Consider the following 19,565-nt stretch of genomic DNA (forward strand, 5'->3'; position numbering starts at 1 on the left):
CATGGGCGTCGTGCGCATTGCCACCATCGGGTCGAGTGCCATTGCCGAGCGCTTCGTGGATGCCGTGGGGCAGGTGGAGGGCGTCGAGTACGTTGCCGCCTATTCCCGCGCGCTCGGGCGTGCGCGCGCATTCGGCGAGCCGCATGGTGCGTCGCTCTTCTTTGATGGCCTGGACGAGCTTGCCGCCAGCGACGTGGTGGACGCCGTCTACATCGCCTCGCCCAATGGCGTGCATGCCGACCAGGCGTCGCTGTTGGCCCATGCCGGCAAGCACGTGCTGGTGGAGAAGTCGTTCGCGCCGACGGAGCGCGAGGCTCGCAGGGTCTTCGACGCGGCGCATGGAGGTGACGTGGTTGCGCTCGAGGCCGCGCGCAACCTCCATACGCAGGGGTTCGCCACCATCGAGCGAACCCTGTCCCGTCTGGGTGCCGTCACGCAGGCGTCGCTGCGCTTTGGCAAGGTGACGTCGCGCATCGCGCGGCTCGAGGCAGGGGAGTACGTGGGGCAACTCGACCCCATGATGGGGGAGGGCGCCCTCACGGACATCGGCGTCTACTGCGTGGAGCCGGCCGTCGCGCTGTTTGGCACGCCAGACTCCGTCTCCGCCTCGCTCGTGACGCGTCATGTTCCCTGGCGGACCACAGAGCCCCTCACCACCATGGACGTTGCCGGCAGCATCGCCCTGCGCTATGCGGACAAGGTGGTCGACCTCTCGTTCTCCAAGGTGGGAGACGACCTTGCGCCCTCGCAGGTCATTGGCCAGAGGGGCACGCTGCTCATTCCCGCGATCAACTGCCCGCGCGACCTCACGTTGGTGCTCCACGAGGACGTGGGCATGGCCTATGGGACCGTGGGCGGCGTCGAGGAGCCCCTCGCCTCGTCCGACCCCGAGAACGACATGGTCTGCGAGGTCACCACCTTCCGCGATGCCATCCTGGGCGTGGGCGACGCGCCCGCTCGCGTGCGGCACTTCGAGCGCGTGACGGTGGAGTCGCTCGCCATCATGGACGAGGCCCGTCGGCAGGCAGGCGTGCGCTTCCCCTGGGACGAGTAGGGAGGGGCGCCTCGCCGCACGGGCGTCCATCCTCGTCTATAAGTCACCTTAATATAACTTATCTGCCACTCATGCTACGCTTGGCATGCGTAATAAGTAGCCTACGTCTAACTAGCTCGGACGTACTGCGCCGGCGATACAAGAGATTGACAGGCCATGGTAGCTCTCGTGCTCGACTCCATCCCCCGAATCGCCATCGCCCTTGCGGTGGTCCTCCCCCTTGCGCTCTGCTGCGACGGGGTGCTCAAGCGTCATGCGCGCACGTTCTACGCCGTCGCCGGCGTGTTGACCGTTGCCGAGTACTGGGTCTCCGTGCTGCAGCTCCTCATGGGCAAGGACGTCCCGGCGTGGGCCGTGAGCTATCAGCAGGCGGTGCAGGGGCTCATCGCCACCACCAACCCCGTCGGCTATCTCCTGCGCACGGCACTGTTCTCCGCGGAGGCGGGCGTGGCGCTGTTCACCATGGTCATGTTCATCGGGGCCCTGCCCAAGACCGAGCGGGTGCGATGCCTCTATGCCGTACGTTCCGAGATGGCCATCCTGGGAGGCATCCCCGCCTTCGGACACGGCCTCTCGCGCGTCAGCACGGTGCTGCGGTACTGGGGCGGTGGCTCCAGTCATGGCACCGAGGGGCTGCCCGAGTGGTTCACGGTCATGAATCTCGTCATCTATGGCGTCCTCTTCGTGATCGTGTTCGTCGCGCTCATCGTGGGCTGGGTCACCTCGTTCAGGGTGGTACGCCGCAGGATGCGGGGAAGGACCTGGAAGCGCGTGCAGCGGATCTGCGCCTACCCGTTCTATGGCCTCACGCTGGTCTGCGGTGCGCTCGTGGGCTTCATGTACACGGCTCAGGGGCTCGCCCAGTTTGGGGCCGGCGGCTCGAAGATCGTGGTTGGCGACCTGTCCACCTTCCCGACGCGCGTCATACAGGGCTCCGGCCAGTTCTGGATCTACGTCGCACTTGCGATTGCCTACCTCGTGCTGCGCGTGGGCAGGGCGCGCGCCGACGCCGCGCGGCAGGCGACCAGGGCCGTGCGGTAGGGGGTACGACACGGATGCGCGACGTTTGGGGCGTGGCTTGGGACGCTCGGCGTGGCGGGCCCGCTCCCTGCCTGCGTTCGGATGGCACTGGATGGGGCACGGCTCACGGGCGAGACAGGGGCCTTCCGGCAGCGTGGGGATTGCTGGTCCTGATGCGCTGAACAGTGGCCGTAGGCGGGTGCCATGGCCATGAGGCAGGGGACGGGGGGGTGGCCCATGGCGCAGCGCGTCTTCATCATCGAGGATGACCCCTCGCTGCGCGAGGAGTGCGCGCGCCTGCTGGGGCTCTCGGGCTATGCGACGTCCGCCTGCACGGACTTCTCCCACGCGGCGGACGAGGCGCTCGCCGCCGTTCCCGACTGCGTGCTCCTTGACCTCAAGCTGCCCGGCGCCGATGGCCTGGCCGTCTGCCGCGAGCTGCGCGGACGCTCGGACGTCCCCATCGTGATCCTCACGTCGTCCGACAGCGAGTTCGATGAGGTCATGGGCATCAACCTCGGTGCGGATGACTATGTGACGAAGCCCTACGCCCCGCCCGTGCTGCTGGCGCGCGTGGCGGCGGCCATCCGCCGCGCGCACCCCGACGTGGACGTCCTGTCCGAGTGGCAGGGCCTCACGCTCGACCCCACGCGCTCGCAGGCGTCGTACGACGGCTCCACCTGCGAGCTCTCACGCAACGAGCTCAGGATCCTCGCCGCGCTCGTGCGGGCACGGGGCGCCATCGTCAGCCGGAGCGACCTCATCTTCGAGCTCTGGCAGTCCGACGAGTTCGTGGATGACAACACCCTCACGGTCAACGTCAACCGCCTGCGCAAGAGCCTCGCGTCCATCGGCGTCCCCAGGGGCTTCCTCAGGACCCATCGCGGCCAGGGGTACTCGCTGTGAGGCCGCGTGACTATCTGGCCGACCATGCGCCGCAGCTGGCCTGCTGGCTGGTGACGCTCCTGCTCGCCGACCTGCTCGCGCAGGCGGTCGGTCTCACGATGGACGTCCGCGCCGTGCTCGCGGCCATCCTTGCGCTGGGTGGTGCCACCGCGCTGGTTCTGGGGTACGTGCGCGACCGTCGCTTCCTGCGCGACCTTGCGGACAACGCCGCCACGCTCGAGCACGCCTGGCAGCTCCCCCTCGTGATTGAGGAGCCCGACTCGCGTGCGGGGCGCCTGGTCTTCGAGGCGCTCTCGGCCCAGGGGCGCTCGGCGGCTGACGACGTGCATGAGGCGCAGCGGCGGCTCTCCGCCTACCGCTCCTACATCGAGGCATGGATCCACGAGGTCAAGGTGCCCATTGCCGCCGCGGGCCTCGTGGCGTCGCGTCTGGACGCGGCCGAGCGCCCCGCCGTCCTGCGCGAGCTCGACCGCATCAACGCCCAGGTCGAGCAGGCGCTCTGGTACGCGCGCTCCGAATCCGCCGAGCTTGACTACACGATTCGCGAGGTGCCGCTTGTCCGCATCGTCAAGGGTGCCTGCAAGGACAACGCGCGCCTGCTCATCGAGTCGGGCGTCTCGGTCGAGGTGGCGATTGCCGAGACGGAGCGCGTGTTCACGGATGCCAAGTGGGCGGCCTTCGTCGTCTCCCAGGCCATGGTCAACGCGGCAAAGTACGGTGCCTGCCACGTGCGCGCGTCTGCCTGCGTCGAGGGTGCGGGCTCCGTCGATGAGCGTACCGTGCTCGAGCTGGCCGACGATGGCTGGGGCATCCCCGCCGCTGACGTCCCGCGCGTGTTCGAGCGGGGCTTCACGGGCGAGCACGGCCATGCGCAGGCGCGCTCGACGGGCATGGGTCTCTACCTTGCGGCGCGCATCTGCGAGAAGCTGGGCCTGGGGCTGGAGATCGCCTCCGAGGAGGGCAGGGGCACGCGCGTGCTCGTGAACTTTCCCCATGACCGCCGCCGGCTCACCCTGGCGGAGCGGACGCGCTGAGGTCGCGCTGTCCCAGCGCTGTCCCACCTTACAGAATCGTAAGCCCCCGGTAAGCTCATTCGATGGAAGCCCGTGGGTGCGCCCCGTACGATGATGCCACCCTCTTGAAAGGAGCATCGCATGGCAGAGACGCATGCCACGCCGGCCCATGCGGCCACGCGGACGAGCCTGCTGGACGTTCGCCACATCGGCAAGGTCTTCGGCGCCCGCGGTAGCCGCGGCGTGACGACCACGGCCCTCTCCGACCTGAGCTTCACGGTGGACGCCGGCGAGTTCGTGGGCATCATGGGCCCCTCTGGCTCGGGCAAGACCACCCTCCTCAACTGCATCTCCACCATCGACGTTCCCACGTCGGGCAGCATCCTGCTCGACGGCCAGGACGTCACCAGGCTGCGCGGGCGCGCCCTCGCCCGCTTCCGGCGCGAGCAGCTGGGCTTCGTGTTCCAGGATGCCAACCTCGTGGAGACGCTCACGGGCTTCGAGAACATCGCCCTCTCGCTTACCATCAAGGGCGAGCGCCCGGCGCTCGTCGACCCGCTCGTGCGCGGCATGGCCAAGCGCCTGGGGGTGAGCGACGTGCTCGACAAGTACCCCAACCAGATGTCGGGCGGTCAGCGCCAGCGCACGGCGGCGGCGCGTGCCTTTGTGGGCAACCCCAAGCTCGTGTTGGCCGACGAACCCACCGGCGCGCTCGACTCACGCAATGCCAACGTCATGCTCGAGACGCTCGAGAGCACCAACCGCATGGACAGGACCACCATCATGATGGTCACGCACGACGCCTATGCCGCCTCGTTCACGAGGCGTGTGCTCTTCATCAAGGACGGCGCCCTCTTCAACGAGATCGTCCGCGGCGACCTGCCCCGCGAGGAGTTCTTCGACCGCATCATCGAGGTCGTCACCTTCCTGGGGGGGAGGTGCCCGTCATGCTGGCTAGGCTCGCCCTGCGCAACGTCCGCCGCAGCGCCCGCGACTACGGCATCTACTTCGTGACCATCCTCCTGGGCGTGTCCGTGTTCTATGCCTTCAACTCCATTCCCAGCCAGCGCGTGCTCTTCGACCTCAAGGCTGCGGACTTCGGCGTGTTCTCCACGGTCAACGAGTTCATGGGGATCTTCTCGGTCGTGGTCGCCTGCGTGCTGGGGTTTCTCGTGGTGTACTCCAACCGCTTCCTCATCAGGAGGCGCAGGTACGAGTTTGGGATGTACCTGCTGCTTGGCATGACCTCGGGGCAGGTCGCGCGCGTGGTGCTCATGGAGACCGTCTCGGTCGGCCTGCTCTCGCTGGTCGTTGGCCTGGGTGCGGGCATCGCCCTCTCGCAGGTGCTCTCGTTTGCCACGGCCGCACTCTTCCAGGTGGACATGGCGCAGTACCGCCTCGTGCTCTCGGGCGAGGCAATCGTGCGCACCGTCCTCTGCTTCGCCCTCATCTTCGCGGTCGCCGCGGCATTCAACGTCATCGAGGTGCGGCGCTGCAGGCTGGCCACGCTGCTCTCGGCGCGTCCGGACAACCAACGCATCGTGATGCGCAATCCCCTGGTGTCGCTTGCGGCCTTCGTCGTGAGCATCGTGCTGCTGGTCTGTGCCTACCAGGCGCTCATTAGGAACGGGCTCGTCGAGATGGGCGACGATGACTTCAAGCGCGCCACGGTGCTCATGCTCGCCGGCACGCTCCTGCTGTTCTGGTCGCTCTCGGGCTTCGTTATCGCCGTCGCGCAGCACCTGCGCCGCGTGTACTGCCACGGCCTCGCGATGTTCGACATCCGTCAGTTCGCGAGCAAGGTCAACACGGCGTTCGTCTCGCTTTGGGTCATCTGCGTGCCGCTCTTCTTCGCCATCACGGTGTTCTCCGAGGGCATGGGTCTGGCGAGCATCTTCTCGGGCGACCTTAGCGAGAGCACGCTCTTCGATGCTGGGCTCACGGCCAACATAGGGCTCTACGCCAACTCGAAGGGCGCGGAGGAATACGCCTCGACGAACGGCGACATCGCGGCCTACCTCTCCAGCCACTCGTCGACGTGGAACCAGGTGGTGGGGCGGACGGCCCAGGTGGACCTGTGGGCCCTGCCCGACCTCACGTACGGCCAGCTGGCGAGCGACAGCGGCTTCGACGCCCGGGGTACCGCGCTCGAGGCCAGCGACACGTTCCGCTCGATGCCCGTGCAGGCGATGAGCCTGAGTCACCTCAACGCCGCCCGTGCGCTTGCGGGGCGCGCGCCCCTCACGCTTGCCCCCGATCAGTACCTGGTGGACAACACCTCGACCATCACGGCGGGGCTTGCCTCGTCGGTCGTGCGTTCGGACCTTGCCCTCACCGTGAGCGGCACCCAGCTGCACCCCGCGGGCGAGGTCGTCGCGCAGGGCGTCCAGGTGGCACAGATAGCCAGCGAGACCTGCCTCCTCGTTCTGCCCGATGCGGTCATCGACATGCTCAAGGCGCAGGGTGGCAAGCCCTTCATGAGCTTTCTCGACATCGACTATCGGGAGGGGCTCGACCCTGCCACAGCCGACCGGATGCTCGAGACGGCACTGGGCGAGGCCCTGCCCGACTCTCGGTACGGTGCGGGCGGGGAGGAAAGCCTTGCGTATGCCTGGCCGGTGAGCACGGACCTCACGGCCAACACGGTGCGGGCCCAGTCCATGGGCACCAAGATGACGGCCACCTACCTTGCCGTGTACATCGGCTTCGTGCTGCTCGTTGCCACGGCGGCCATCCTTGCGGTGCAGCAGCTCTCCGAGACGAGTGACTCCACCTCGCGCTATCGCACGCTGGCAAAGATCGGCTGTGACCGTCGCATGATCCTCGGCAGCCTGCGCCGTCAGGTGCTCGTGTACTTCCTTGCCCCGCTGGCGGTGGCGGCGTGCCATGCGACCTGCGCCATCGCCGTCTCCCAGAGGACGCTGTTCTCGGCCTTTGGCATCGACGCGGGCCCCACGATCCTGATGGCCGCCCTGGCCACTCTCGGCATCTATGGCATGTACTTGGTGGTGACGTATCTGGGCTGCCGCAGTGTCGTGTGCGGTGCCCTGGGCAGGCACCTTCTGGGGTAGGGAGACGGGATTTCCTCCCTGCCATCCCTCTCATCCCATGCTCGTATGCGGTCGTGCGAGGTTCTCCTACGGTCATGCGAGGTTTTTTCGATGGAAACGCCTCGCGTGCGGACTAGAGTCAGCACGCGAGACGAAATCGGCCGAAAAACCTCGCACGACGGAGGTGAGACCTCACACGACCGTAGGGGAACCGCGCACGGTCAAGGAGAAGTGCGGCCAGGGGGGTGCGGCGTGTAGATACCGTGTGGCAGGAGTACCATGAATCTGGTGTTGCCTATGGTACCGATGGGCATGTTCGCCCAGTTACAGAAGGGGGAGTTTCATGGCACAGCTCAGCTACCGTTTCTGGGGTCCCACGCAGGTGCTCTTTGGCGCGGGCCAGCTCGACAACCTGCATACGCTGCCCATGCCGGGCAAGAAGGCGATGGTCGTCATCTCCAACGGGAAGTCCACCAGCGCCAACGGCTCCCTTGACCGCACGCTCGACCAGCTCAGGCAGGCCGGCGTCGAGACACTCGTCTTCGACAGGGTCGGAGCCAACCCCACCAAGGAGGCCACCGAGGAGGGCGCCTTCTTTGCCCGCGAGCATGGCTGCGACTTCGTCGTGGCGCTCGGCGGCGGCTCGGTCATGGACTCCGCCAAGGTCATGGCGCTCTTCGTCCCGCAGCCTAGCAACGACCTGTGGGACTATGCCGGGGGCAAGACCGGCAAGGGCCTTCCCCTCGTGAACCCCGAGCTGCCTTGGATCGCCATCACCACGACGGCCGGCACCGGCTCCGAGGTCGACTCGGCTGGCGTCATCTCCAACGAGGCCACGCACGAGAAGATCGGCGTGGGCACGCCCACGGACTTCGCGCGCTACGCCATCGTCGACCCCGAGCTCATGCTCACGGTGCCCCCCACGTTCACCGCCTACCAGGGCTTCGATGCCCTCTTCCACAGCCTCGAGGGCTACATCTCCAAGCCCGCCAACCCCTTCTCCGAGATGGTCCAGCTTGCTGCCATCGAGAACATCGGGACGTGGCTGCCCGTGGCCGTCAAGGACGGATCCAACCTCGAGGCCCGCACGCACGTGGCCTTTGCCAACACGATGAGCGGCTACTCCATGGTGGCGAGTTCCTGCACCTCCGAGCACTCGATGGAGCATGCGATGAGCGCCTACCATCCCGCGCTTCCGCACGGTGCCGGCCTCATCATGATCAGCCGCGCGTACTTCCAGTTCTGGGTCGACAGGCACGTCTGCGACGACCGCTTCGTGCGCATGGCCCAGGCGCTCGGCAGGGCCGATGCGACCGAGGCGCAGGACTTCATCGGTGCCCTCACCGACCTGCAGCGCGCCTGCGGGGTGGACGGGCTCAGGATGAGTGACTATGGCATCGCGCGCGAGGAGGCCATGACGCTCGCCATCAACTCGCGCGAGACCATGGGCGTCCTCTACCTGGCGGACCCGGCTGAGACCACCAACGAGGAGATCGCCGGCATCTACGAGAGCGCGTGGCGGTAGGCGTGGCAGGCGGGTGGCCGTGAGGTCACGTGCCAGCTTGCCCGCGGCCCCCTGGGCACGCTCGGGTGGTAGGGTGGGCGGCCTGGATGGCTTGGCCGTCCCTGGCTGATGTACAATCGGGCACCGTGTGCCACACTGGCACCACTGGCCACCACTTCCGTCATCAGGAGAGCAGCACATGCCCACGACCGACAAGCCGTCCTTCTTCATCACCACCCCCATCTACTACGTCAACGCCAAGCCCCACCTGGGAACGGCCTACTCCACGATCCTCTGCGACGTGCAGGCACGCTACCGTCGCGCCAGGGGCTTTGACGTCAAGTTCCTCACGGGCATGGACGAGCACGGTGAGAAGGTCGAGGAGGCCGCCCGCGAGCATGGCATGACGCCGCAGGAATGGTGCGACAATCAAGTTCCCTTCTTCGAGGAGCTCTGGCGGACGCTCGAGATCTCCAACGATGACTTCATCCGCACGACCGAGCCGCGCCAGGTGCGTGCCGTCCAGTACCTCTGGGAGCGCATGCGGGAGTCTGGCTACCTCTACAAGGGCTCCTATGATGGCTGGTACTGCGTGCCCGAGGAGACCTACTTCACCGAGAGTCAGGTGTGCAAGTCCGACGAGGAGAACCACACCGAGGGTCGACACCTCTGTCCCGACTGCGGTCGCCCCCTGGAACGCGTGCAGGAGGAGTCCTGGTTCTTCAGGCTCTCCGCCTTCCAGGACAGGTTGCTGGCACTCTATGACGAGCATCCGGACTTCGTGATGCCCGACTTCCGCATGAGGGAGGTGCGCAGCTTCGTCGAGGGGGGCCTCACGGACCTCTCCGTGAGCCGCACAAGCTTCGACTGGGGCATCAAGCTGCCCTTCGACGAGCGACACGTGACCTACGTGTGGTTTGACGCCCTGCTCAACTACATGACGGCCGTGGGCTATGGCCAGGGGGGCGACGAGGCTGCCGCCGAGTTGGCCTTCCGCTGGCCCGCCCAGTACCACGTGGTGGGCAAGGACATCATCCGCTTCCACTGCGTCATCTGGCCCGCCATGCTCATGGCCGTGGGCGAGGCCCTGCCCGGGCACGTGTTCGCCCATGGCTTCCTCATGGTCAAGAACGAGGAGACCGGCCAGGGCGAGAAGATGTCCAAGAGCCGTGGCAACGCCATCGCGCCCCAGGACGTCATCGACCTTCTGGGCGTGGAGGGCTACCGCTACTACTTCATGACCGACGTGGTGCCCGGCGAGGACGGTGCCATCAGCTTCTCCCGCATGGAGCAGGTCTACAACGCCGACCTCGCCAACAGCTGGGGCAACCTCGTGAGCCGTGCCCTCAACATGAGCGCCAAGTACTTCGGCGGCAGGACGCCGGCCTTCGACGGGGGCTGGGCCGTCCGCGAGAACCCCCTGCGCGCCATTGCGGAGGGCATCGCGGGACGCTACGCGGCCCACATGGATAAGATGGAGTACGTGGGCGCCCGCGACGTGGTCATGGAGCTCGTGCATGCGGCCAACCACTACGTGGAGGACTCCACCCCCTGGGCCGTGGCCAAGGACCCCACCCGCGTTGGTGAGCTCTCCGACATCATCTGCAACCTGCTTGAGGCCATCCGCATCAGCGCGCACCTGCTGGCGCCCTTCATGCCCGAGACATCTGCCGAGGTGCTGCGCCGCATGGACCTTGCCGCGGAGGTGGACTCCGACGACCTCGCTGCCGCGTGCGCGTGGGGGCAGATCAAAGGTGGCGTCGAGGTCACCAAGGGCGCTGCGCTCTTCCCGCGCCTGGGTGGCAAGAGATAGGGACGTGCGATGACGGCACCCTGCTCATACCTTGCCGACCGGCGCGAGACCCGCTCCACGCTCGAGCGGCATGGGCTCTGTGCCAAGCATCGGCTGGGACAGAACTTCCTGGTGAGCGATGGCGTCATCGCGCACATCCTGGCGCTTGCCGAGCTCACGTGCGATGACGTGGTGATCGAGGTGGGGCCGGGCATCGGCACGCTCACGGTTGCGCTCCTGGCGCGCGCCGGCGAGGTGCGTGCCATCGAGGCGGACCGTTCGCTTGCCCCGGTGCTGGCAGAGACCTGCGCGCGGGACGGCGAGCGCCTGACGCTGACGTGGGGAGATGCGCTCAAGGTGCTCCCCCAGGGCGTGGCGCAGGAGCCGCGCCCCACCATGCTCGTGGCCAACCTGCCCTACCAGGTGGCGGCCACGCTCGTCCTCAAGGTGCTTGAGGAGCTACCCAGTGTGCGGCGGCTGGTGGTGATGGTCCAGGCCGAGGTGGCCGACCGCATCGCAGCTGCGCCCGGGAGCAAGGCGTACGGTGCCTACACGGCTAAGCTGCGGCTGTGGGGAAGGGTGACGGGCCGCTTCGAGGTGGGGCCGGGCAGCTTCATGCCGCCACCGCATGTGGACTCCGCCGTGGTGCGCATCGATCGCGCGCCGCTGCTGGATGCCGCCGAGATCCCCTGGGTCGCGCAGGTCATCGATGCCGCCTTCGCCCAGCGGCGCAAGACCATCCGCAACTCCCTTGCGACCAATGGCTTCGAGCGGGATGTGCTCGATGCGGCCCTGGCCCGCACGGGTATCATGCCCACGGTGCGCGCGGAGTCCCTCACACCCGACGATCTCGTCCGCCTTGCCGGGGCCCTGCGCCATGAGTGAGGCGTTCCGGCTCATGCTCGAGGATGGCATGCCCCTGCACGACCGCACGGGGCGTCCCGTCCAGGTGCCTGAGCCCCAGGTCCCGCTCGCGGACACCCACGGGCACCTCACCTGCTTCCGTACGGTGGACGTTGCCGAGGCGCTCTGCCGGGCAGCGCTCGTGGGAGTGCGCCTGCTGGTGGTGCCCATCGACCCGGTTGGTGACTTCGGGTCCGACGAGACGCGCTGGCATGACGTGGCCGGGCTGCTCGCGTGGCTGGACGGACAGGTGGAATGCGCGCGAGCGCTGCTCGCCACGAGCGTGCGCGCAGGCCTGAGGCAACCCACATACGGCGGTGACGTGCCGCAGCTGCTTGACAACGTGCGCATCGTGGCGGGCGTCCACCCGTACGGTGCGCTGCGCGTGCGTGAACCCGCGGTGCGGGAGCGCCTCGAGGCCCTGCTCGCCAACCCCCGCTGCGTGGGCGTGGGAGAGATCGGGCTGGACGCGGGCCCCTACGCGGAGCTTGCGCTCGAGCGGCAGGAGCAGGCGCTCCGCTGGCAGCTCACGGTGGCACGCGAGCGGCATCTGCCCGTCGAGCTGCACCTGCGCGATGGCGAGCACGATACGGCGGCGCATGACCTCGCAGCGCACGTACTCGCGGAGGAAGGTGTGCCCCAGGCGGGCTGTGACCTTCACTGCTTCACGCAGGGTCCCGAGGTCCTGCGGCCGTTCGCGGAGCTTGGCTGCCACATCGCCTTCGGGGGAGCCGCCACGTTCAAGCGCTCGGACGCCATCCGCGCCGCGGCTGCCGCCTGCCCCGCCGAGCGGATGCTTTCTGAGACCGACTGCCCCTACATGGCACCCGTGCCGCTGCGCGGACGGGAGTGCGAGCCTGCCATGGTGGCCCTGACCTCGTCATTGCTCGCCGATGTGCGTGAGCGCGAGCTGGGTGTCTCCCGCACGGCGACCTATCGGGCACTCTGGCGCAACGCCTGCACGCTCTTTGGTCTGCAGGGGTAACGGATGTCGGATACAGCTCGGACGGCATCACTCGTACAAATGTTGCGAGAGACACAGAGAGCGCGTACGCTAGGTTGGTATCTCACGCATCAGGTCATCCGCGTGCCCCCTGGCCGAAAGAAAGGGGAAGGCTGTGGGACGCAGACGCAATCTCACGAGAAGGTCGCTCCTTAGCGTGGCAATTGCCAGTGCCATCACGCTTCCCAGCTGCTCTGGAGAGACGTCTGAGGGTACTGAGAAGGGTGAGGTCGCTCCAGCTCGCATGCCGTGGGATTGGCATGGCCTTGCAGGGATAGTGGATGATGCGGGCACATGGATCGTGACGCCACGGTACCAGAATCCCTACAGCATGTTTGCCATCTCGTCAGATGGCGCCTCACTTGCCGTTGCGGCCGAGGGACTCACGGGCATTGCCGAGCCGGGCGGCGTGTGGGTCCTTGAGCCGCTTTGGGCTGATGTAAGCGAGGTGCGTGCGGGCATGGTGACTGCGGCATCGCACCAGGCCGGCCCCTGGGGTATCGGAAGGCCTGACGGCTCATGGCAGATCGCGCCCAAGTACACAAGTGCGACCTGGCTTCCGACGCCAGGAACCGCGTTGGTTTCGGTATAGCGGATGAGGTTGTCTCTGTGCCGGTTGATGCGATATGGCTGTCGCATGCGCTAGTCGTGCATGCCTGCGTCGTATCCCATCGGTTCATGTGGGTGCGATTTGATTCGTGTGGGTGCCAATCTCCCTATCACAGTCGACAAAACCCCAGTTCAGCGAGAGCGGCAGGATGCGATTCGCACCCACACGCAGCAAAAGGCACCCACAGGATGCATGGAGGAGGCATGACCGCCTCGTCCCATTGCGTCCGATCGTCGTGCCTGCTATCGTAGGCGTACATCGGATGCCTGCCCGCGCGCCCCATCAGTGAGGTGTGCCATGGTGCCCGCATCCGTCTCTTCCCAGCTCATCCTCTCCCATCTCGTCGATGGTGCCGCGGAGGCGCTCTGGCCCACGCGGTGCGTGGGCTGTGATCGTCCCGGTACGCTGCTGTGCCCCCATTGCCGGGCGGCACTTCCCTGGATAGACCAGCGCTGGGCGTGCCTCAACTGCGGCGCCCCGGCAGGATGGCTTGCCTGCTCCGAATGCGACGAGCCGTGGGAGACGCGCACGGTCGCCTGCGCGCTGCCCTTCGCCGGCGTGGGCACGCGTCTGGTCACCGCCTACAAGGACGGGCACGAGCGCCGCCTGGCCCCCGTCCTCGCCGTCGCCATCGCCTGCGCCCTGGACGAGGCACGCGCATGGCCCGCTCCCGACAGCCGTCCCCGCTTCGATCCTGCGGCAACGGATGCGCTCTGCTTTGTCCCAGCTACCGAGCGCGCCTTTGTGCGCAGGGGCTTCGATCACATGGAGGGCGTTGCTCGCGCCCTCTCGGCGCTCGAGGGCATCCCGATGGCGGACGTGCTCGCGCGGGGGCCGGCACGGGACCAGCGCTCACTCGGCAGGAGCGAACGCGCTGCGAACCTTCGTGACAGCGTGGAGGTCGTGTCGGACGTGGCGGGGCTGAGCCTGCTCCTCGTGGACGATGTCATCACGACCGGCGCGTCGATACGAGCTTGCGCGCAGGCCCTGCGCGACCACGGTGCGCGGGAGGTGAGCGCCTGTGCGCTTGCCCGCGTATGGTAGGGGTCGTCTCTGTACCGATGCGCAGATACGGCCTGTGGATCATACGAGAGGGATCGAAACGCCCACGGGCTGGTATACTTTCTGCGTTCCGTTCAGGTCTGTGGTTGCGGGTGGCGCGCTTTGGCAGGTCTCCCTAGTCCATGGCAGACGAGGTCAAAAGGATCCACGTAAGCCGGGCGTGAGCGTGCCGGCGAGCATGGCTCGTCCTAGAAGCAAGTCGTACCGTCCGCGGCTGGGGGCATCTGGCCCCACGGGCGAGAGGGCCGATAGTGGGGGGCCGTAGCCCCGAAGCGAAGGCTCCCGTACGCGAGTGTGGGGTCAAATACCAGGTCAGCTGGAGGGAACAGGGAGGGGACGGACGCCCTTGGCGGGCGGCCTGCCGAAAACGGGGGAGCGATGGGCATCACAGTCACGAGCATCGGCATGCGGGGTCGCACATGCGTTGGGGCTCTTGCCCTTGTTGGTGCCCTCGTGGTGGGAGGATGCGGCGCGCAGGGGCTGTCGGGCGCCATGCGGTCCACGCCCTCGGTCGACCAGGCGCTTGCCACGCTGGCCTCGGAGCACGCGCAGAGCGTGCCTGATGGCGCCCTCGTGACTGCGGGCACGCTTACGGTGGGCATCAATACCAAGGTGGAGACCGTCCCTCTCTACTTTGCCAACGCGGACGGTGCCATATCGGGCTTGGACGTGGACCTTGCCTCCGCCCTTGCCGAGCAGATGGGGCTCAAGGTCTCCTTCGTGAGTGTGAGCGACCCCGCCGCTGCGCTGGGTGTCACCTGCGACGTGGTCATGAACTACTCCGGAACGGACGCGGCGGGTACGGTGGCACCTGCCGGCACGGATGTCACGACGGCCTGCTCCTATGCCGAGACGGCCCCCGCGCTCTTTGGCAAGAAGCTCAGTGGCACCCTCAGCGGCTCCGATCTCACGGGCAAGAGGGTCGGCGTGCAGGCAGGCTCCAAGTCCGCCTCGGCGCTCGAGCGGACCAGCCTTTCCCTGCAGTCCACGGGCTACAACAACCTCAATGACGCCTTCTCGGCACTCGAGGGCGGTGATGTGGACTATGTGCTCTGCGAGGCCTATCCCGGCGCGTACCTCGCACAGTCGCATGCCGATGTCGCCATGGGCGGCATCCTGGGCGAGCCCACCCCCAAGGGCATCGCGGTGCTCGGCACCAACGCCGACCTCAGGCAGGGCGTCTCGGACGCCTTCTCTGCGCTGCGGGAATCAGGCGCATACGATCTGGTGCGCGCGCACTGGGTGGGGAGCCTCCCCAATCTCGGTGCGGCAGACCAGGTCAAGGGGGTCCCGACCAAGGGGACGCCCGAGGCGGCAGCCAATGCGGCAGGTTCGCTCGCGGGTGGACAGTCTGCCAGCGCCTCCACGGGCACCATGGGCGCCAACGAGGGAGCGTCGTCTGCGGGCAATGCGGGCGATGGGTCCACGGCAGGCGCCAATGCCGTTAGCTAGCCTGTGCGGCGCGCGGATGTGCGTCCGGTCGCCAGGGGATCTGCCTTCCCCGCAAAGTCCCCAAGGGGTACAACTAGGCTAGTCACCTCTTCCAGAGGATGATCTCTAAGAAGGAGGAACACATGGTTGACATCAAGATTACGGGTCGGAAGGTCTCCATCACCGACGGCATGCGCGAGCATGTGACGGACAAGGTCGGCGGGGCCCTCAAGGTGTTCGACATCAGCCCCATGAGCTGTGATGTCGTGCTGCGCGTGGGACGCAATCGCTCCAACCCGGATCGCAAGACCTGTGAGATCACCGTCTTCGTGCGCGATGCGGTGGTGCGCGTGGAGGCCAGCCAGGAAGACATGTACGTCGCCATCGACGAGGCGGCCGAGAAGGTCACCCGCCAGCTGCGCAAGTACAAGACGCGCGTCATCGACCATACCCGCCGCTCTGCCGGCGCACGGGGCGATGTGGCACCCGAGGGGATCGGTGACCTTTCGAGCCTCATCGAGCCCCCCAAGGAGGAGGACAACCTCCTGGTGCGCGAGAAGTACATCGACCTCAAACCCATGAGCGAGGAGCAGGCCCTGATCCAGACCGATCTGCTCGGGCATGACTTCTATGTGTTCGAGAATGCCAACACGGGCCTCATCAACGTCATCTACCATCGTAACAACGGCGGCTACGGCATCATCAAGCCCAAGGTCGAGACGAACGACGAGGCGTAAGGAAGCACATGCCCACGGACTCTCCCCTTACCAGCGCGGATGCTCAGGATCCGACCGACGTCAAGCGCGTCGGCCGAGCCTATCACCAACGGCGCAACGTACGATTCATCGTTGACTCTACGTCGGACTATGCCCCTGGCGTCACGGATGCCCTGGGGGTGGAGGTCATACCGTTCACCTACATGACCCCCGAGGGGGAGCAGGTGGACGACCTCTGGGCCACGAGCGACCCCCACGAGTTCTACGAGGCCATGCGCAAGAACCCCACGGTGCACTACACCACCTCTGCCGTCACGCCAGGGCGCTACTATGAGGCCTTCGAGCGCGCGGCACTGGACGGCATGCCCACGGTGTACATCGGCCTCTCCGGCGGACTCTCCTCCTCGATCGACTCCGCACGTCAGGCGCAGGAGATGATCAAGGAGAGGTATCCCGGATTCGAGCTCTATGTGCTCGACACCACCTGCGACTCTGCGGCGGGCGAGCTCCTTGCCATCGAGATGGTGCACCAGGCGAGCCTGGGCCTCTCGGCCGAGGGGCTCTATGCCTGGGCGTGCGACGCCCGCTACTTCGTCCATGGGTACTTCACGCTGGATAGCTTTGACAGCCTGGCCGCTGGTGGCCGCATTCCTCCGGCAGCGGCCAATGTGGGCAGCAAGCTGGACATCAAGCCCGAGCTGTCCTATGACCTCACCGGCGCCCTCACGCTGCGCGGCATGTGCCGTGGTCGCAAGAAGGCGCTCAAGGCCATCATCCAGGACTTTCGTGACAACTATGCCCATGATGCGTCGCTTCCCCTGGCTATCGTCTCCACGGACGCCGAGAAGGACGCCGACTGGCTCGAGCGTGAGGTGCGCAAGGAGGAGGGCTGCGAGGACGTGACCATCATCCGCAGCCAGGTGTCACCCATCCTGGGCAGCCATGTCGGCCCCGGCATGGTGGCGCTCTGCTTCTGGGGCACCGATCGCCGCGAGAAGCTCTCGCTGACCGATCGCATCGCACGCAAGGTCCGCAAGGGGAGGCAACCCTCCTGACGGGCGCCCCTCTGGCGCTGTCTGCCCATCATCCGATACGAAGAGGAGGCCTATGTCATCGACCATCCACAGCGTTGCCTTCATTGGCACCGGCATCATGGGCGCCCCCATTGCGGGCCACCTTCTGGATGCCGGCTATGGCCTTACGGTCCACAACCGCACCAAGGCCAAGGCGGACGCGCTCGTCGCCCGGGGTGCCATGTGGGCGCCCTCGCCCGGCGAGGCCGCCTCGCAGGCGGACGTCGTCTTCACCATGTTGGGCTACCCCACCGATGTCGAGGAGGTGTACCTCGACAAGGGCGGCATCATCGCAGCCTCGAGGAAGGGCGCCTGGCTCGTGGACCTCACCACCAGCTCCTCCCAGCTTGCCCGCGACATCCACGATGCCGCGGAGGTCATGGACAAACATGCGCTCGACTGCCCGGTGACGGGCGGCGAGCAAGGTGCCATCGACGGCACGCTCACGCTCATGGTGGGTGCCGCGGAGACGGATGCCGCCCCCATTCTGCCCCTGCTCGAGTGCTTCTCGGACACGGTCTACTATCTGGGCGCTGCTGGACGCGGCCAGACGGTCAAGCTCTGCAACCAGGTCGCCTTGGCCTCGGCCATGGTTGGCTATGCTGATGCCCTTGCCCTTGCCGAGACAGCGGGCATCGATGGGGCCCAGATGGTCGACATCGTCTCGCACGGCATGGGCGGCTCGGTCGCCCTGAGCAAGCTTGCCCCGAGGTCCGTGGTGGGGGACTACAGGCCTGGTTTTCTGGTGGAACATCTGCGCAAGGACCTTGGCCTGGCTCTCATGCAGGCGGATGATGCCGGCATGGCCCTGCCAGGCGCCCAGAACGCCTTCGACCTGTATGACGCCCTGTGCAAGGTCGGCGGCTCGCGCCTGGGGACACAGGCCATCACCCTGCTCTACCAGGATCAGGAGACGGGAGCCTCTGTCGGGCTCGATTGGTCGCTGCTTGAGCAGCCTGCCGAGCACGACCACGGGCATCATCATCGTGATGGGCGCCAGCACTAGGGCGTCCCGAAGGGAACCATCGACCACATGAACGAAGCAGCACAGAGCTCGCTCGCCGTCCTCATCGACTACGAGAACCTCGCCCTAGGGACGGGCAGGCGCAAGCGCAACGGCCATCAGGAGCCAGGGCCGCGTCCCGACGTCAAGCGCATCCTCGAGCGTCTCGTCGACAAGGGGCGCATCACCGCCAAGCGCGCCTACTGCGACTGGCAGCGCTTCGATGACGCCATCACGCCCCTGCACGAGCTGGGCATCGAGCTCATCGAGATCCCAGACCGTGCCTATACCGGCAAGAACTCGGCTGACATCCGCCTTGCCGTGGACGCGATGGAGATGTGCCTCACCAAGGAGCACATCGACACCTTTGCCATCCTCTCCGGCGACTCCGACTTCTCGCCGCTCGTGGCAAAGCTCAAGGAGTTCGGCAAGACCGTCATCGGCGTGGGCATGAAGGAGTCCACGAGCAGCCTGCTCGCCGAGGTGTGCGACGAGTTCCTCTTCTATGAGGACATCGTGAGCAAGGGAGGCACGCCCGACTTCACCGCCACGGTGCCCAAGGAGCGCCATGCCTGCTACGAGCTGCTGTTCGAGACCATCGACGCGCTGCAGGGCGAGAGCGACAGTGCCATACTTGCCTCGCGCCTCAAGGACACCATGAAGCGCAAGCGTCCGCAGTTCTCGGAGCGCAGCTACGGCTACCGCTCCTTCAGCAACCTGCTGCGTGAGGCGTCGAAGCTGGGGTTCATCGAACTCCATCAGGATCCGCGCAGCGGCACGATCATGGTGGATGGGTTTAGCGAATAGGGGAGACATGGCAGACAAGGAAACCGAGAAGGATCTAGAGACGCTCGTGGCGGAGCTGGATGGCTCCAACCGTCGCCATAGGCAGGAGTCTGCACGTGAGTTGGCCCGTCGTGCCAGGGAGGGTGTCAGCGATCTCTTTGAGTACGCCGGCGACGTCATCGACGGCCTCGACCGTCCCGAGGCGCAGACGCGCTGGGAGCTCTTGGATGTCCTGTCCGAGATGGCCAAGGAGGACCCCGGCTGCGTGGAGGAGGCCTTCGAAGGTGCCGAGGCGTCCCTGTTCGACGAGGAGTCCTCTGCCGTGCGCCTTGCGGCATTCCGCTTTCTCACGAGCTTTGGTGCCACCGAGCCGGCCCGTTCCGCTCAGGTGTGGCCCATCCTCGATGAGGCGGTACAGTGCTATCACGGGGATCCGGAATACCGTGACATGCTCGGTTGTCTTCTGGAGTTTGCGGGCGGTTCCATCGCTCCTGATGTGGCAGACGCACTGCATGCGCGCATCGACTTCGACGCCCAGAACGGTAGGGGCTATATAAAGGCATTTTCGTGTGAGATTGTGGAGGCCCTCAACAAGAGGTAGTGCCTCGCCTACAATTTCGAGGATTGGTTGACGATAGG

18 protein-coding genes are annotated in these 19,565 nt (G+C 66.6%); all 18 read left to right on the plus strand.

The window, feature by feature from the left end:
- Position 1 precedes the first annotated feature (1 nt).
- Positions 2–1,054: a Gfo/Idh/MocA family protein gene (locus J2S71_RS07215; RefSeq protein WP_021725336.1), complete on the plus strand. Its 1,053-nt coding sequence runs from the start codon at positions 2–4 to the stop codon at positions 1,052–1,054.
- Positions 1,055–1,210: 156 nt separating this feature from the next.
- Positions 1,211–2,095 carry a hypothetical protein gene (locus J2S71_RS07220; RefSeq protein WP_307390247.1) on the plus strand — a complete coding sequence of 295 codons (885 nt, stop codon included), beginning with the start codon at positions 1,211–1,213 and terminating at the stop codon, positions 2,093–2,095.
- A 216-nt stretch (positions 2,096–2,311) separates the two neighbouring features.
- Positions 2,312–2,980 (plus strand): response regulator transcription factor, encoded by a 669-nt coding sequence (locus J2S71_RS07225; protein WP_307390250.1) that lies wholly within the window; start codon positions 2,312–2,314, stop codon positions 2,978–2,980.
- Positions 2,977–4,014 (plus strand): sensor histidine kinase, encoded by a 1,038-nt coding sequence (locus tag J2S71_RS07230; protein ID WP_307390253.1) that lies wholly within the window; start codon positions 2,977–2,979, stop codon positions 4,012–4,014. The genes J2S71_RS07225 and J2S71_RS07230 overlap by 4 nt, the downstream gene beginning before the upstream one ends.
- A gap of 120 nt (positions 4,015–4,134) precedes the next feature.
- Positions 4,135–5,007, plus strand: coding sequence for an ABC transporter ATP-binding protein (locus J2S71_RS07235; protein ID WP_307390256.1), 873 nt, complete (start codon positions 4,135–4,137; stop codon positions 5,005–5,007).
- On the plus strand, positions 4,941–7,064 hold the full coding sequence (locus J2S71_RS07240) for an FtsX-like permease family protein (protein WP_307390258.1): 2,124 nt from the start codon (positions 4,941–4,943) through the stop codon (positions 7,062–7,064). Before J2S71_RS07235 ends, J2S71_RS07240 begins: the two co-directional genes overlap by 67 nt.
- Positions 7,065–7,386: 322 nt before the next feature.
- Positions 7,387–8,568, plus strand: coding sequence for an iron-containing alcohol dehydrogenase (locus tag J2S71_RS07245; protein ID WP_307390261.1), 1,182 nt, complete (start codon positions 7,387–7,389; stop codon positions 8,566–8,568).
- A gap of 178 nt (positions 8,569–8,746) precedes the next feature.
- Positions 8,747–10,360, plus strand: coding sequence for a methionine--tRNA ligase (metG, locus tag J2S71_RS07250; protein WP_307390264.1), 1,614 nt, complete (start codon positions 8,747–8,749; stop codon positions 10,358–10,360).
- A 9-nt stretch (positions 10,361–10,369) separates the two neighbouring features.
- Positions 10,370–11,224, plus strand: a complete 855-nt coding sequence (gene rsmA / locus J2S71_RS07255) for a 16S rRNA (adenine(1518)-N(6)/adenine(1519)-N(6))-dimethyltransferase RsmA (RefSeq protein WP_307390267.1) — start codon at positions 10,370–10,372, stop codon at positions 11,222–11,224.
- Positions 11,217–12,227 carry a TatD family hydrolase gene (locus tag J2S71_RS07260; RefSeq protein WP_307390270.1) on the plus strand — a complete coding sequence of 337 codons (1,011 nt, stop codon included), beginning with the start codon at positions 11,217–11,219 and terminating at the stop codon, positions 12,225–12,227. The genes rsmA and J2S71_RS07260 overlap by 8 nt, the downstream gene beginning before the upstream one ends.
- A 319-nt stretch (positions 12,228–12,546) precedes the next feature.
- Complete coding sequence (locus J2S71_RS07265) at positions 12,547–12,837, plus strand: hypothetical protein (protein ID WP_307390272.1); 291 nt, start codon at positions 12,547–12,549, stop codon at positions 12,835–12,837.
- Between the two features lie 315 nt (positions 12,838–13,152).
- Complete coding sequence (locus J2S71_RS07270; RefSeq protein WP_307390275.1) at positions 13,153–13,899, plus strand: ComF family protein; 747 nt, start codon at positions 13,153–13,155, stop codon at positions 13,897–13,899.
- A gap of 396 nt (positions 13,900–14,295) precedes the next feature.
- Entirely contained in the window at positions 14,296–15,369 is a 1,074-nt protein-coding gene (locus J2S71_RS07275) for a substrate-binding periplasmic protein (RefSeq protein WP_307390278.1), read from the plus strand.
- Positions 15,370–15,491: 122 nt separating this feature from the next.
- Positions 15,492–16,085, plus strand: coding sequence for a ribosome hibernation-promoting factor, HPF/YfiA family (gene hpf / locus J2S71_RS07280; protein ID WP_307390280.1), 594 nt, complete (start codon positions 15,492–15,494; stop codon positions 16,083–16,085).
- 8 nt (positions 16,086–16,093) lie between these two features.
- The gene (locus J2S71_RS07285; RefSeq protein ID WP_307390281.1) at positions 16,094–17,119 is read left to right on the plus strand and encodes a DegV family protein; all 1,026 of its coding nucleotides are present in this window, start codon (positions 16,094–16,096) and stop codon (positions 17,117–17,119) included.
- Between the two features lie 52 nt (positions 17,120–17,171).
- The gene (locus tag J2S71_RS07290) at positions 17,172–18,143 is read left to right on the plus strand and encodes an NAD(P)-dependent oxidoreductase (protein ID WP_307390283.1); all 972 of its coding nucleotides are present in this window, start codon (positions 17,172–17,174) and stop codon (positions 18,141–18,143) included.
- A gap of 27 nt (positions 18,144–18,170) precedes the next feature.
- On the plus strand, positions 18,171–18,947 hold the full coding sequence (locus tag J2S71_RS07295) for an NYN domain-containing protein (protein ID WP_021726386.1): 777 nt from the start codon (positions 18,171–18,173) through the stop codon (positions 18,945–18,947).
- 7 nt (positions 18,948–18,954) lie between these two features.
- On the plus strand, positions 18,955–19,527 hold the full coding sequence (locus J2S71_RS07300) for a hypothetical protein (protein ID WP_021726375.1): 573 nt from the start codon (positions 18,955–18,957) through the stop codon (positions 19,525–19,527).
- Positions 19,528–19,565 lie beyond the last annotated feature (38 nt).

Origin of the sequence: Olsenella profusa DSM 13989 (genome assembly GCF_030811115.1) — a bacterium.
In the GTDB taxonomy this organism is placed as follows: Bacteria; Actinomycetota; Coriobacteriia; order Coriobacteriales; family Atopobiaceae; genus Olsenella_F; species Olsenella_F profusa.

Coding starts and splice junctions, on each gene's coding strand:
- J2S71_RS07215 (WP_021725336.1), top strand. CDS start 2: ATGGGCGTCGTGCGCATTGCCACCATCGGGTCGAGTGCCATTGCCGAG.
- J2S71_RS07220 (WP_307390247.1), top strand. CDS start 1,211: ATGGTAGCTCTCGTGCTCGACTCCATCCCCCGAATCGCCATCGCCCTT.
- J2S71_RS07225 (WP_307390250.1), top strand. CDS start 2,312: ATGGCGCAGCGCGTCTTCATCATCGAGGATGACCCCTCGCTGCGCGAG.
- J2S71_RS07235 (WP_307390256.1), top strand. CDS start 4,135: ATGGCAGAGACGCATGCCACGCCGGCCCATGCGGCCACGCGGACGAGC.
- J2S71_RS07240 (WP_307390258.1), top strand. CDS start 4,941: ATGCTGGCTAGGCTCGCCCTGCGCAACGTCCGCCGCAGCGCCCGCGAC.
- J2S71_RS07245 (WP_307390261.1), top strand. CDS start 7,387: ATGGCACAGCTCAGCTACCGTTTCTGGGGTCCCACGCAGGTGCTCTTT.
- metG (WP_307390264.1), top strand. CDS start 8,747: ATGCCCACGACCGACAAGCCGTCCTTCTTCATCACCACCCCCATCTAC.
- rsmA (WP_307390267.1), top strand. CDS start 10,370: ATGACGGCACCCTGCTCATACCTTGCCGACCGGCGCGAGACCCGCTCC.
- J2S71_RS07260 (WP_307390270.1), top strand. CDS start 11,217: ATGAGTGAGGCGTTCCGGCTCATGCTCGAGGATGGCATGCCCCTGCAC.
- J2S71_RS07270 (WP_307390275.1), top strand. CDS start 13,153: ATGGTGCCCGCATCCGTCTCTTCCCAGCTCATCCTCTCCCATCTCGTC.
- J2S71_RS07275 (WP_307390278.1), top strand. CDS start 14,296: ATGGGCATCACAGTCACGAGCATCGGCATGCGGGGTCGCACATGCGTT.
- hpf (WP_307390280.1), top strand. CDS start 15,492: ATGGTTGACATCAAGATTACGGGTCGGAAGGTCTCCATCACCGACGGC.
- J2S71_RS07285 (WP_307390281.1), top strand. CDS start 16,094: ATGCCCACGGACTCTCCCCTTACCAGCGCGGATGCTCAGGATCCGACC.
- J2S71_RS07290 (WP_307390283.1), top strand. CDS start 17,172: ATGTCATCGACCATCCACAGCGTTGCCTTCATTGGCACCGGCATCATG.
- J2S71_RS07295 (WP_021726386.1), top strand. CDS start 18,171: ATGAACGAAGCAGCACAGAGCTCGCTCGCCGTCCTCATCGACTACGAG.
- J2S71_RS07300 (WP_021726375.1), top strand. CDS start 18,955: ATGGCAGACAAGGAAACCGAGAAGGATCTAGAGACGCTCGTGGCGGAG.